The organism is Gluconacetobacter brunescens (assembly GCF_048695475.1).
Taxonomy (GTDB): domain Bacteria; phylum Pseudomonadota; class Alphaproteobacteria; order Acetobacterales; family Acetobacteraceae; genus Gluconacetobacter.
Map to the genome: position 1 here is coordinate 2,018,797 of NZ_JBLHEN010000001.1, position 13,101 is coordinate 2,031,897.

The 13,101-nt window shown below is 66.1% G+C and carries 9 protein-coding genes, 1 tRNA gene and 1 pseudogene; 3 read left to right on the plus strand and 8 right to left on the minus strand.

Annotated features, from left to right (window positions below; genetic code table 11):
- Positions 1-162: 162 nt before the first annotated feature.
- Positions 163-267 (plus strand): annotated as a pseudogene (locus tag ACMAUO_RS20920) (hypothetical protein); the annotation flags it as partial.
- Between the two features lie 240 nt (positions 268-507).
- Here the strand turns inward: ACMAUO_RS20920 and ACMAUO_RS08925 are convergent.
- The 5 genes from ACMAUO_RS08925 to rplM all read right to left on the minus strand — a co-directional run bounded on the left by ACMAUO_RS08925 (position 508) and on the right by rplM (position 6,422).
- Positions 508-2,721 carry a TonB-dependent siderophore receptor gene (locus ACMAUO_RS08925; protein ID WP_420356565.1) on the minus strand — a complete coding sequence of 738 codons (2,214 nt, stop codon included), beginning with the start codon at positions 2,719-2,721 and terminating at the stop codon, positions 508-510.
- A 269-nt stretch (positions 2,722-2,990) separates the two neighbouring features.
- A complete protein-coding gene (locus ACMAUO_RS08930) occupies positions 2,991-3,770 on the minus strand; it encodes an AraC family transcriptional regulator (protein WP_420356566.1) in 780 nt (259 codons plus the stop codon).
- A 169-nt stretch (positions 3,771-3,939) separates the two neighbouring features.
- Positions 3,940-5,163 carry an MFS transporter gene (locus tag ACMAUO_RS08935; protein WP_420356567.1) on the minus strand — a complete coding sequence of 408 codons (1,224 nt, stop codon included), beginning with the start codon at positions 5,161-5,163 and terminating at the stop codon, positions 3,940-3,942.
- A 271-nt stretch (positions 5,164-5,434) separates the two neighbouring features.
- Positions 5,435-5,935, minus strand: coding sequence for a 30S ribosomal protein S9 (gene rpsI / locus ACMAUO_RS08940; RefSeq protein WP_182949950.1), 501 nt, complete (start codon positions 5,933-5,935; stop codon positions 5,435-5,437).
- A gap of 4 nt (positions 5,936-5,939) precedes the next feature.
- Positions 5,940-6,422, minus strand: a complete 483-nt coding sequence (gene rplM / locus ACMAUO_RS08945; RefSeq protein WP_182949949.1) for a 50S ribosomal protein L13 — start codon at positions 6,420-6,422, stop codon at positions 5,940-5,942.
- Positions 6,423-6,638: 216 nt separating this feature from the next.
- On the opposite strand from rplM, the gene ACMAUO_RS08950 reads away from it, so the two are divergent.
- On the plus strand, positions 6,639-7,982 hold the full coding sequence (locus ACMAUO_RS08950; protein WP_420356568.1) for an aq_1923 C-terminal domain: 1,344 nt from the start codon (positions 6,639-6,641) through the stop codon (positions 7,980-7,982).
- Positions 7,982-8,851: an SDR family oxidoreductase gene (locus ACMAUO_RS08955; protein ID WP_420356569.1), complete on the plus strand. Its 870-nt coding sequence runs from the start codon at positions 7,982-7,984 to the stop codon at positions 8,849-8,851. Before ACMAUO_RS08950 ends, ACMAUO_RS08955 begins: the two co-directional genes overlap by 1 nt.
- Positions 8,852-8,869: 18 nt before the next feature.
- Here ACMAUO_RS08955 and ACMAUO_RS08960 read toward each other — a convergent pair whose 3' ends face one another.
- The 3 genes from ACMAUO_RS08960 to ACMAUO_RS08970 all read right to left on the minus strand — a co-directional run bounded on the left by ACMAUO_RS08960 (position 8,870) and on the right by ACMAUO_RS08970 (position 13,081).
- Complete coding sequence (locus ACMAUO_RS08960) at positions 8,870-11,485, minus strand: hypothetical protein (RefSeq protein ID WP_420356570.1); 2,616 nt, start codon at positions 11,483-11,485, stop codon at positions 8,870-8,872.
- 253 nt (positions 11,486-11,738) lie between these two features.
- Positions 11,739-11,814, minus strand: a tRNA-His gene (locus ACMAUO_RS08965).
- Between the two features lie 94 nt (positions 11,815-11,908).
- On the minus strand, positions 11,909-13,081 hold the full coding sequence (locus ACMAUO_RS08970; RefSeq protein WP_420356571.1) for an aminotransferase: 1,173 nt from the start codon (positions 13,079-13,081) through the stop codon (positions 11,909-11,911).
- Positions 13,082-13,101: the final 20 nt, after the last annotated feature.

Sequence of the window (13,101 nt, forward strand, 5' to 3'; positions counted from 1 at the left end):
CATCCGATTGAAAATGAATGGTATTTTAGTTCGTCGGCACGGAGCCGTTCGAAATCGGACAGAGTGTCCGCGATCGGACATCCATGAATAAGCTGTCAAGCGAGGAATGAACGTATTCGCAACGTCTCGAAGGCCACGGCGGGTGCGGGGCCTTGTCGCGGCCTGCCGCCGCGCGGATCGTATTTTCGATGTGGCTGTTCAGCGGGCGGCCGAAACAGAGCAGCAAGACAAGCGGTTGCGAATGCCTGTGGCGCCAAGGCGCTGACCGTTGCCATACCGTGCCATCGCGTTATGCGTCATGACGGCACGGTTTCGTGGGTATCGTTGGGGAATGTTCCGTATGGGCACTCTGCTGGAACGGGAAAAGCTGCCGCGAAAGCCGGATATGTTTTCCATATCGGGCGGGGCGGACCCGGTCTCTGGATAAAGATGCCCGGGCTTCATGACGCCGGGAGCCGCTTTCGCGACAATGGCGTCATGGCGCGGCATCCCTCCCGGAAGGGATATCTACCAGCTATATCCTATGCTGGCCTGGGCGTTGCGGCGCTCTCCATAATAGCAGTACTGGCCGTCATAGCCGTAGGCAAAGCAGTTGGCGATATAATGCCTGTCGAAGATGTTGCGGACGCTGGCCGATGCCTTCCATCCACGGAACGAGCGGGATAGGTTCGACAGATCGTAACTGACGGACGCGTCGAACAGGGCATATTGCGGAAGCCACACGCTGCCGTACGTCGCTTCTCCGCCATAGGTTTTTGCCGAATAGCGCATGCCGCCGCCGAAACCGAGGCCTTTCACCGGGCCCGACGGCATCGTGTAGAAGGCGAACAGTGAGGCATTGCCCTTGCCCGACTGGATCAGCGGCTTGCCGGTGGAATCGTCATGGACCTTCTGGACGCTGACGGCTGCCGTGAGCATGAAGTTGCGGAACGGTTCGGCGTGAGCCTCGAACTCGAACCCGTCCGAATGGACCAGCCCGCTCTGCACGCTGTAGCCCGTATTGGCGACGGACACGAGGACGTTGCTCTGCTCGATATGGAAGCCCGTCGCGGTGAGCAGAAGGGACGTGCCCGGAAGCTGATATTTCAGGCCCCCTTCGAGCTGCTTTCCGATGGACGGATTCGCCTGGCGCAACGTGGCGCCGCCGTCGTTGGAGACGGTGCCTGCCTGCGGCTGAAAGGAGGTTGAGTAGCTGATATAGGGAGCAAGGCCGAAATCGAAATGATAGAGGCCGGACGCGCGCCATGTGATCTGGCTTGCATTCTGCCTTGTATCGGATGGGGAAAGAGACTCGACCTGATGAGACCGGTACCAGTCGTTACGGAGGCTGCCCGTTAGAATCAGACGGTTCCAGCGGATCTCGTCCTGGCCGTAGGTGCCGATCTGGTGGGAATCCGTGACGTAGTTCAGGTGAGGCGTCAGGGCGGGGATGACCATGTGATAATCGGGATGCAGGACATCCAGATCGGGCGCATCGCCGTAGGCTTCCTTGTCGTTCGCTCTCTGCTGCATGTAGTCGAACCCGAACATCAGCGTATGGCGCAGCGGCCCGGTGCGGACATGCCCCTTGAACTGGCTGTCGAATGCCAGATTGTAGGTATGCTCCTGCGTTCCGTATGCGGAGCGGGACAGCATTTCACCGGTGGTGCCATCGTCGCTGTCGTAATAGCCGTTGTCATAGACGCTGCGATATTCGGTCATGATATCGTCGTACCGTCCGCGCGTGCTGAAACTCCAGTCGTTATTGAAGCGATGGTTGAAGATATAGGTGATCGAACCCTGCCTGCGGTTGAATTTTTCCGAAGGCACGTCGCCATCATAGAAATTTCGCGGCAGGTAGCCGTATGATGCCCGCTTGAGGGAGCCGATCAGCGGGACACCTCCATAGGAGCCGCTCTCCGGGTCGTACTGATAATTGCCCAGCAGGGTGAGGGTGGTCGGCCCGTCTCCTCCGAACGTGAAGGAGGGGCTTATGCTGAAGCGTCGGCTTCCCGTCTTGCTGAGCTGGGTGTGCTGCCCGTTCACCGTTCCGTATATCCGATAGCGGACGAGGCCGTCGTCAGTCGCGAATCCGCCGACATCGGCATCGACGCGATAGAGATCGAACATGCCGCCGGTCGTGTTCACGCTGCCATAGGATCTCTTGTCGGTCGGCAGTTTGCTGGACAGTGCGGTAAGGCCGCCCGGGCTGGACTGGCCGTAAAGCGCGGAGGCCGGTCCCTTGAGAAGTTCGACGCGATCCAGGCGGAAGGTATCGGTCTGGGCAACCGCGAAACCTGTCGGGCTATCCTGAAATTTCAGCCCGTCGAGGAAGGTCGGCACCGTGAAGCCGCGCAGGTCGAAGAGATCATAGCGTGTTCCCTCGCCGCCGCGCGTATCGGCGGTGATGCCGGCGGCGTAGCGCACGGCCTGATTGAGGGTCAGCACGCCGCGTGCATCCATTTCGTCGCGCGTGATGACGGTGACCGACTGGGCCGTCTCGACAAGCGGCGTATTGGTCTTTGTCGCGGAAGACGCGACGGTCGAGGCCGTGTGACCCCGTACCTCGATCTGCTCTGCCTTCAGGGCATGTGCCTTGGACTGACTGGTGGCGGTCTGGCCGGACGTGGTCGTTCCGGCCTCCTGAAGCTTGTCGGTCTTTTTCTCCTGATCGGCGGCGAAGGCCACGTCGGTCAGGACAAGGGAAAAAAGAACCGTGTAGACAATCCTGCTGCGCTGCATGCCCGACTCGTTTCGTGACCCGCTTCTCCCACAGGAAGAAGGTGATCGATATTCATATTAAGAATGAGACTTAGTTGCGCGCTTAGCCACATTTGGAAGCCGCATCAAGCGACGAACCTCCGCTTGGCCCGAACGCCAGCACATTCCGCCTGATCGCCGACATCCCGTTTTGCGGGGAAGGCCCCATGATCGGGCCGCCGTCAGGGGGGCGATTTTATTGCGGAGGGAGGGAAAGGCCGCACGGGCGGTGCGGCGGGGCACACGTTCTTTTATGGACGCGGTGTCGGCCCCGCGCCGGATCGCAGCGTGCTGGGCGCGACGCCGAAGGTTCGATGGAACATCGTGCTGAAACTGCCAGCATTCTCATAGCCGAGATCGAACGCGACTTCCGCGATGGACTGGCCCGCCGCGATACGGGAGGCGGCTTCGATCACCCGCACCCTGCGACGCCAGGCCGCGAACCCCATCCCCATTTCCAGTTGAAACAGGCGGGTGAAGGTGCGCCGCGCCATACCGGCCTCCCGCGCCCAATGGTCGATGTCGCGGCAGTCTCCTGGCCGGGCGGTAATGGCCTCGCACACGCGACGCAACCTGTGGTCCTGTGGAAAAAGCAGGCGTTCGGCAATCCTGGGGGCACGTCCGATTTCATCGACCAGGAGCCGGGCGATGGCCGACATGCGGTCGTCCATGGTGAAATCGTATTTCATGGCAATGATCTCGTCCACCAGCCCGCGCATGAGGGAGGAGACATCGAACATCCTGGGCGGAAGATCGGCGCCGGTCAGATAGGGATCGACATAGACGACCTGGAACACCAGATCGGTGCGACATGTCGCCTGATGGAGCATGTTGGCGGGAAGCCACAGGCCCTGGCCGGGGCGGAGGGTGAAGCTGCTGTTATGGGTGCTGACCGTCACAGTGCCGGCCAGAAACACGGATAGCTGCCCCCGGTCATGCGTATGGAACCCATCCACGAACCCGCCGACATAGCAGTCCGCGAAGCCCACGACGGGAGGCGGATGGTGCGGAAAATCAGCCGTGCGTTTCATGACACCACGATTCCCATCCCTATGTTCGCGAACACGACCCGGCGAGAGAGAAACCGCCTACCTCGTTGGAATTTGCGGTGGCGGCGACTATCGCTCGTTGTTACCACCCTGCCAAGATGATCCGGGGATGTTCGGCAATCGACGGAGCCTGCGTCTCCCATGCACGGGTTCAGGCGGGGCCGCCTGCTTCCCTCCGCGACAGGGCCAGCAAGGCGACGAGCGCGGAGGCCAGTCCGGCAGCCGCGGCGACGCCGAGCGCCCAGCGGGGGCCGAAGCTGTTGGCGACCCAGCCGACGATCGGGGCGCCGATCGGGGTGCCGCCGAGGACCACGCCGACGCGCAGGGCCATGACCCGGCCGCGCATTTCCGGCGGGGTGGAAAGCTGCACCAGGCTGTTGGTCGTGTTGGTGACGGTGAGGGCCGCCACGCCGATGACGACGAGGGCGGCGGCGAAGAGCCAGTAGCCCGGCGCGATGGCGGCCAGCGCGCAGCCGAGGCCGAACACGCCCGTGCCCGTCAGCAGCGATTCGAAACGCGGCGCCTTGCGGGCGGCGCCGAGAAAGGCGCCGGCCATCGAGCCCAGCGCCATGATGGAGGACAGGATGCCGTAGCCCCGTGCCCCCGCGTGAAAGACGGTGACGGCCATGGTGGAGATGAAGATGGGGAAATTGAGGCCGAATGTGCCGATCAGGAACAGCATGATCAGGATCGCCCGGAGATCCAGCCGGCCCCAGGCATAGCTGAACCCTTCGATGAAGCTGCCCTTCCGGCGGTGGGCGCGGGCATTTGGGCGCAGGGCGGCGACGCGCAGCGTGGCGAGCGAGACCAGCACGCCCACGAAGGAGGCCCCGTTGATCAGGAAGGACCAGCCGGTGCCGGTGGCGGCGATCACCAGCCCCGAGACGGCGGGGCCGATCAGGCGGGCGGCGTTGAACGAGGTGGAGTTGAGCGCCACCGCGTTGTGCAGATCGCGCTCGCCCACCAGTTCGGCCACGAAGGTCTGGCGGACCGGGGCGTCGAAGGCGGCGGCGCAGCCGAACAGGAAGGCGAAGACGTAGACATGCCAGAGCTGGACGATTCCGGTGACCGTCAGCGCGCCCAGGGCCAGGGCGAGGAGGCCCATTGCCGCCTGGGTGATCATGAGCAGGCGGCGCTGGTTGAAATGATCGGCGGCGTAGCCCGTCCAGGGCAGCAGGAGCATCTGCGGCCCGAATTGCAGGGCCATGACCAGCCCGACGGCGGAGGCGTCGTGGTGCGTCAGTTCGGTCAGCACCAGCCAGTCCTGGGCGGTGCGCTGGACCCAGGTGCCGACATTGGAGACGAAGGCGCCGACAGCCCAGATCCGGTAATTGACGTTGCGCAGCGACCGGAAGACGCGCGGGAGGCGCCGCATTACGTCGGCTCCGGACTGTGGCCGGCATGGCGGTGCATTGATGGTCTCGCGGATCGGGTCATGCGACGGGGCGTTGAGGGGTCATCATGGCCGCGTGGGGGGCGGCGTCCAGCGAAAGCAGCGCGGAGCGGGGATGCGAGGGGCAGGATGGTGCGCGGATGCTGGTATGAGCGCCAAAAAAAACGGGGGATACCCGGCCGCATGGGCCGGATATCCCCCGTTTGATGTCCGCCGGCCGGGGCGCGGGTTGCGCCGCCGGCCGGTCGGGCGATCAGCGCTTGCTGAACTGGAAGGAACGGCGGGCCTTGGCGCGGCCGTACTTCTTACGCTCGACAACGCGCGAGTCGCGGGTCAGGAAGCCGGCGGCCTTGAGGATGCCACGCAGCGTGGGCTCGTAATGCGTCAGCGCGCGGCTGATGCCGTGACGGACCGCGCCGGCCTGGCCGGACAGACCGCCGCCCGTGACCGTGCAGTAGACGTCGAACTGGTTGTAGCGGTCGGCCACCAGGAACGGCTGGGTGATCAGCATCCGCAGCACCGGACGGGCGAAGTAGGTGCCGACCGGACGGCCGTTGACCGTGATGTCGCCCTTGCCCGGCTTGATCCAGACGCGGGCAACCGCGTCCTTGCGGCGGCCGGTGGCATAGGAACGGCCCTGCGCGTCGCGCTTGGCTTCGTAGACCGGGGCATCCTGCGTGGAGACGACCTGGCCGGTTGCGACGGCACCCTTCAGGTCGGCCAGCGTGCCTGTACGCTCTTGGGTTTCAGACATTCTATCAGGCCCCGATCTTCTGGGTGTTGATGGTGTTCTTGCGGTTCAGCGCCGCGACGTCGAGCGTCGTGGGCTGCTGGCCGGCATGCGGATGCTCGGTGCCTGCATAGACATACAAGTGCTTCATCTGCGCGCGCTGCAGCGGCCCGCGCGTGATCATGCGCTCGACCGCCTTCTTGACCACATGGCCGGGGTTCTTGCCCTCGAGCCGCTGGGTGATCGTGCGCTGCTTGATGCCGCCCGGATAGCCGGTGTGGTAGTGGAACAGCTTCTGGCCGACCTTGTTGCCGGTCAGGCTGATCTTCTCGGCGTTGATCACGACGATGTTGTCGCCGCAATCGACGTGCGGGGTGAACTGCGGCTTGTGCTTGCCGCGCAGGCGCTGCGCGATGATGGCGGCGAGACGTCCCAGAACGAGGCCTTCGGCGTCGATCAGGATCCAGTCTCGCGTCACCTCTGCGGGCTTCAGCGAGAGGGTGGTCTTCATCTGTTTGTGTTCCGTCTGATGATAGGGAGCGGTAACGGGTGGCGCGTTATCCGCGCAGGCGGTCATCCCGTCAAGAAAAAAACGGGTTTTGCGCCGATTTTTCGGGCAACTAGCCGTGCGGTATCCCCATACCACATCCCGGCTGCCATCCGGAGATTGCCCATCCGCATGGGAATGTTATAGCTGTCATACCGGCCATAGACGGGTGCCCCATACGTGAAAAAACTGACTTCCGCCCTTGTTCTGCTGCTGATCATCGTGATCGTGGGAGGGCTGGGCCTGCGGCACCTGGCCCAGAGCCGAATGGAATCCGCCATTGCCGACCTGCGGGCGGCGATCGGCTCCGGCGCCAGCTTCACCTACGCCACCGCCTCGCCGCGCATTCTCGCCCGTGGCGCGCGGCTGACGGCGGTGACCTATCGTAACCCCGGGCTGACCCTGACGGCTTCCGAGGCGATCGTGGGCCGCGTGACCGGTAACGTGGTCGATGGCCAGCATATCGGCGCCCTGACGCTGCGGCATGTCCAGATCATGGAGCCGGGCGCCACGGCCTCGGCGGCGTCGCTGGTGCTGAAGGGGCTGGTGCTGCCCAATACCGGCCCCGACCTGTTCCGCGCCCCCACCCCGCCGCGCCTGGACTCGCTGGTGCTGGATTCGGCGCAGTTGACGGACCTGCATGTGGCGGTGCCCGCCGGGCAGACCGACCTCACGATCGCCAATGCCACCGTCCGCGATTACGGGCTGGGGCGGACCTCGCACCTGGATATCGATACGCTTGCCGTGCAGATCCGCCTGGCGCCGTCGCGCCGCATCGGCGTCGGCCATCTGCGCATCGACGGGCCGGATTTTGCCGGCCAGCTCGCCAGCCTGCTGCAATCGGGGCATCTGATCCATACCGTCGGCCGCCGCCGGTTCGACATCTCGGCCCTGACCATCGACACCGCCAGCCCGCTGCTGCGCGTGGGGCATCTGGAGGCCGAGCAGGAAGCCAGCACCAGCCAGGACGAGCTTGAGACCACCATCACCGACCTGACCGCCTGGCCCAGCCCGCCGCAGGACCAGTCGCTGCTGCGGATGATCGGCTACGACCATTTTGCCGGGCGCATCCATGCCGTCAGCACCCTCCAGCGCCAGAGCGGGACCATGACCCTGCATCCGCTGGATATCGACGCCCCAGACATGGGGCACATGACCGTGCTGGCCGACCTGGACCAGATCCCGGTCGATGACCTGGCCAACCTGCCCGAGACCGCGCGGATCGTCTCCGCCACCATCGACTGGCAGGACCACTCGCTGACCGACCATGTGCTGGACGGGCTGGCCCGCGCGCGGCAGGTGGCGCCCGATGCCTATCGCCAGCAGATCCAGACCGCGCTGGCGGAGACGCCCGACCCGTCGATGCAGGCGCTGGGCCACTTCCTGGCCCAGCCCGACCAGCGGTTGCGCGTGATGCTGCGGCCGCCCCGGCCGATCAGCGTGCTGATGCTGGGCGTGGCGCTGTCGATGGCCGGCGCCCCCTCCACGGCGGGCATGCTGGGCCTGTCGATCAGCATCCCGTGATGCTTTCCCCGGCCCCTGGCGGCCCCGTGCATGTCATCGGTGCCTCCGGCCGGTCGGGGGTGGCCCTGTGCCGGGCGCTGCTGGGCCAGGGCACGCCCTTTGTCCCGGTGGTGCGCGATGCCGCGCGCTGGCGGGCGACCGGCCTGCCCGGCGAGCCCGTGATCGCGGACCTGACCGGGCCGGCGGACATGCTGTGCCGGGCGCTGGCCGGTGCGACACGGGTGGCCAGCACCGCCCATGCGCGGCATGTGCCCGCCCTGCTGGCGGCGATGCCGGAGGATGCCGCGCTGGTGTGCCTGGGCAGCACGCGCAAATTCACCCGCTGGCCCGATGCGCACGGCAATGGCGTGCTGGCCGGCGAGGCGGCACTGATGGCTTCGGGCCGCGACGGGGTGATCCTGCACCCCACCATGATCTATGGCGCGCAGGGCGAGAACAATGTCCGCCGGCTGGCGGCGTTGCTGCGCCGGCTGCCGGTGGCGCCCCTGCCCGGTGGCGGGCACGCGCTGGTGCAGCCAATCCATCAGGACGACGTGACGCGCGGCATGCTGGCGGCGCTGGGCCGGGCGTGGGACGGGCCGCATGCGCTGGTGATCGCGGGGGGGACCGCCCTCTCCTACCGGGATTTCGCCGCCATGGTGGCGCGGCTTGCGGGCCTGCGGGCGCGCCCGGTGGTGCCGGTGCCGGTGGTGGCGATGATGGCGGCCGCCTGGGTCACGCGCGTGCTGCCGGGCCTGCCGCCCGTGGGGACAGCGGAAATCCGCCGGCTGCTGGAGGACAAGGCGTTCGAGACCGGGCCGATGGAGCGGGAACTGGGCGTGGTGCCGATCGGGCTGGAGGACGGGCTGGGGCGGTTGTTCGGGCGCTGATTGTCGGCGAGAAGCCGTCTACAGGGCCTTGCGCAATGTCAGCGTTACCGTGCGCCCCAGAGGGTTCATGAAGGCGGGCTGATACCCTGCCGGGGTCGCGCCCGCGCCGTTGCGGACGCGGATGCGGGTGTCGAAGAGATTCACGGTTGCCAGCGAAAGGCGCAGATCGTGCGCCCATTTCATGCGGCTGCCCCTGGAGGTGCGCCCGAGATCGACGAAGACCGTCGCATCGAGCGTCTTGAGGTCGCTGAAGAAAAGGCTGTTCGCTGCGCTGGAGGCGATGGCCGATGTGCCGGATTGCCATTTCCCGACCAGGCGCACGCCGAAGCCCTGATCGTAGAGGCCCGCCTGGATCGTGGCCTCATGGCGCGGCTGCCCGCCCGAGGCGCCGACCGTGCCGCCGTTGAGAAGGTCGATCGCGGGCAGGCCGGGCCGCAGCAGGATCTCGTCCTTCAGGCGCCAGACCTGGGTCGCGATCAGATAGATCCGGCCGCCGTCGTTCTTCCTGCCGCCCTTCCTGTCTTTCGCGTTCGATGAAAACGGTCGCGAATAGACGAAGGTGGCGTTCCATTCGTTGCGCGTCTCGCGCGACACGTTGATCGGCCGCAGGTCGACGATATCCAGCATGCCGGCCTGATCGCGGCGATACAGGTCGGGGAAGGCGCTTTCGATGGCGGCGGTCGCGGTGGGCAGGGACTGGACGGCATTGTCCGTGCGGGTGCGCACATAGTTTACATGCAGGCGCGCGTCGCTCAGGAAGGGTGGATTGACGATGGCGCCGAGGCTGAGTTCCCGGCGCCGCGTCGCCACCAGATCGGGATTGCCGCCGGTGAGCGTCGTGACCTGGACGGACTCGCCCCGGACGTAATCGTAGGTCGTGACGTTGGGCGTCTGGATGGTCGGCGAGACAAGTTGCGCGGCCGTGGGGGCATCGCGCCGCGTGGTGTAGGAGAGCGGAAACTGCACCCAGTCGAGGGGCGACCATGTCAGGCCGCCGCCGATGGCGCCCAGCGTGCCGAAATGCGACACGCGGCTGACGGAGCCGTTGACGTTGGCGCCGAGCTTTCCCGCAGCCGGAAAGAAATCCTTGCCGAATACCGGGATATCGCCATTGAGGTGGAGATTGCCGACATCGCGCTGGATGTCGCCGCGTTCGGTCGTGCCGCCGATACGCGACGTGGCGTTCTGGGCCGTGAGGTTGCCTGCCAGGCCGACGCTGATGAAGAGATCGCCCGCCGGAAGAGGGGCCACCGTGCCCGACAGAAGGCCGCTGACCTTGCCTGCGGAACTGACCGACCGGCCGCTATTGCGTGTGCGTGCCCCCAGATACCGGCCTGGAAAGCGGGCATAGGGATCGAGGCCGTCATCGCCCGTGTCGAGCAGGCCCTGCACAGTGGAGAGATCGAGGCCCGTTTCGGTGCGGGTGACGGTCACGCCATGATCGTAGCTGGCATTGGCGTTCCATTTCCATGTGCCGAACCGGCCGTTGAAATTCAGCCCCGCATGGCCGGAATCGGTACGCGCGCGCTGATGCAGGGGCGAGACCTCGGTGAAGTTCCTGTAGAGGCGGGTGTCGGTTTCGAACGGCGAGAACGGATTGTCGGCAGGCAGGTCGAGGATGCCGCGCGCCGGGCCTTGCAGGCTTTCCTGATCCTGGTGGGTGTAGGTGAGATTGAGCGAGGCGGAGACGTCATCGAACAGGCGGTCGGCCAGAACGCCGTTCAGCGTGCCGACATGCTTTCGGGGCTGTAGCGTATAGGCCGACGAATCAGTGCTGGAACGGGGTGTGTCGGCATAGGGCAGGAAGTCGGCCAGTGCGGGGCTCTCCCCCTCGGCCAGCGTGGGGATGCCCGCGACGGTGACCGGTTTGCCGACAAGGGCGTCGAGCCCCGGATCGAGGCTGCCGCCATCCGCCGCGACGAGATTGCCGGTATTGTCGTACAGTCCGCTGGCCCGTGGCGGCACGACGCCGCGCGCGCTGTCCCGCAGCCAGGCGTTCGCGCTGTAGCGGGCGCTGAGATTGATGCGCCGGTCGCCGTTCAGATGCGTGAAGCTGAGGGAGGGGGCAATATTCTGCGCGCCGCCATCGGTGGACTGGCCGGCCGCAAGATTGAGGCGCCCCGAATGAAAGCGGCGGACGGTCACGATGTTCACCACGCGCTGGTCCGCCGGATAGCCGTAGCGCAGGGCTTCTTCCTCGGTGAAGATATCGACGCGCGCGATGGCTTCGAACGGCAGGTCCTGGAGTTCCTGATTGCCGGATATACGCTGCCCGTTGAGCAGGACGACCGGCGGATTGGTGCCGGTGCCGCGCCCCGAGCGCGTTTCGGGCGAGATGGCGGTGAGCAGGTCGGACACCGTATCCACCCCATAGGCGCGAACCTCCTCCGGGCCGATCCGGGTGATCGGCTTGTCGTCGCCCAGGACAGTGCCCGCCATGCGTTTGCCCGTGACGGTGATGGCCTCGGCGGCATGATCCGCCGGGGTTGGGGAGGATACGGCCAGGGGCGCGACCGCCAGGTTGCTGCTGGTCTGGGCTATCGCCTGCCGGGTGCCGACGGTACCCGCCCAGGCGGCGGCCATGATCCACAGGGGAACGAAGCCGTGTGACGAAGGCTTTGGGCGGCGTCGCACCTGGATGCCATATCCTTCCGGCATGAGGGCTGTCGATCGGCGGACGGGCGCCGCATCCGGCCCTGTCATAACGAATCGCGGCATGGCGCGAAAGCGGGCGCCATGCGCGCGTGGTGACGCGGCGGGCGGGGCCGGGTATTGTTTTTTCTGATCTGTCTGCGGGACGCCGCGACCGGCGACCTGACGGGACCGCCTGGGCAGGAACCCGTGACGCTGATGCGTCAGCAGGGTTTTTCAGATTTACCTGAACCGCTGGGGCGAACGACGGGGCTCGAACCCGCGACCACCGGTACCACAAACCGGCGCTCTACCAGCTGAGCTACGTCCGCCACAGCGGGCTGTCATGTAGAGAACTGATTCCCGCCCGTCAATCGCCCACGACACATCAGGGGAGGAAAAAATCCCCCCTTCGGTGTGAACCCACTATACGGCGAGCAGGTCGGCCAGCCCGTGGCGCAGGCGCGCGACGGCCTCGGTCAGGACCTCTTCGCGCTTGCAGAAGGCGAATCGCACCAGGTGGCTCGGTGCGTCCTGCGTGCTGTAGAAGGCCGAGACCGGGATTGCGGTCACGCGGCAGCGTTCGGTCATGGCGCGGCAGAAGGCCACGTCGTCGCCCGCAAAACCGGTGGGGCGGATGTCGGCCACCACGAAATAGCTGCCGTCGCAGGGCAGCACGTCGAAGCCTACGCCGCGCAGGCCGTCGGACAGCAGGTCGCGCTTCGCCCGCATGTCGGACGCCAGGGTGGCGAAATAATCAGTGTCCTTGTCCAGCCCCATCGCCACCGCGCGTTGCAGGTTGGGCGCCGTGGTGAAGGTGAGGAGCTGGTGCGCCTTGGCCACGCAGCCCGCAATCGTAGCCGGGGCGGTGATGTAGCCAACCTTCCAGCCGGTCAGCGAGAAGCTCTTGCCCGCGCTGCCGATGCGCAGGCAGCGCTCACGCATGCCCGGCAGCGTCATCAGCGGGATGTGGCGGGCGCCGAAGGTGAGGTGTTCGTAAACCTCGTCGCAGATGGCGTAGACATCGTGGCGGGCGACCAGGTCGGCGATCACGGCCAGTTCGTCGCGCGTGAAGACCTTGCCCGTTGGGTTCATCGGCGAGTTGAGCAGGATGGCCTTGGTGCGGGGGCCGAAGGCGGCCTCCAGTTCCGCGCGGGGCAATGACCAGTGAGGCGGGGTGAGCCGGACCGGGCGGGGGATCGCGCCCAGGGCGCGGATCATCGGCACGTAGGTGTCGTAGAGCGGTTCCAGCACCACGACCTCGTCGCCCGGATCGAGCAGCGCCATCAGCGAGGCGGCCAGGGCCTCGGTGGCGCCCGAGGTGACGATGACCTCGCTGGCCGGGTCGATGGCGAGATCGTAGAATCGGGCGTTGGAGCGGGCCACGGCCTCGCGCAGTTCGGGCACGCCGGTCAGGGGCGGATACTGGTTGCGGCCGTCGCGCAGGGCGGCGGCGGCGGCCTCGATCAGGTCTGCCGGGCCTTCGGTATCGGGGAAGCCCTGGCCGAGATTGATCGCATCGTGGCGCACGGCAAGGGCGGACATCACGGTGAAGATGGTCGTCGGCAGGCCCGACAGCAGGCTGTTCAACGGTTTCATGATCGCTCTTTCCTGGCGGA

Bases quoted from the DNA above. Each gene is read 5' to 3' on its own strand.
- ACMAUO_RS08925 (WP_420356565.1), bottom strand. From the start codon at position 2,721: ATGCAGCGCAGCAGGATTGTCTACACGGTTCTTTTTTCCCTTGTCCTG.
- ACMAUO_RS08930 (WP_420356566.1), bottom strand. From the start codon at position 3,770: ATGAAACGCACGGCTGATTTTCCGCACCATCCGCCTCCCGTCGTGGGC.
- ACMAUO_RS08935 (WP_420356567.1), bottom strand. From the start codon at position 5,163: ATGCGGCGCCTCCCGCGCGTCTTCCGGTCGCTGCGCAACGTCAATTAC.
- rpsI (WP_182949950.1), bottom strand. From the start codon at position 5,935: ATGTCTGAAACCCAAGAGCGTACAGGCACGCTGGCCGACCTGAAGGGT.
- rplM (WP_182949949.1), bottom strand. From the start codon at position 6,422: ATGAAGACCACCCTCTCGCTGAAGCCCGCAGAGGTGACGCGAGACTGG.
- ACMAUO_RS08955 (WP_420356569.1), top strand. From the start codon at position 7,982: ATGCTTTCCCCGGCCCCTGGCGGCCCCGTGCATGTCATCGGTGCCTCC.
- ACMAUO_RS08970 (WP_420356571.1), bottom strand. From the start codon at position 13,081: ATGAAACCGTTGAACAGCCTGCTGTCGGGCCTGCCGACGACCATCTTC.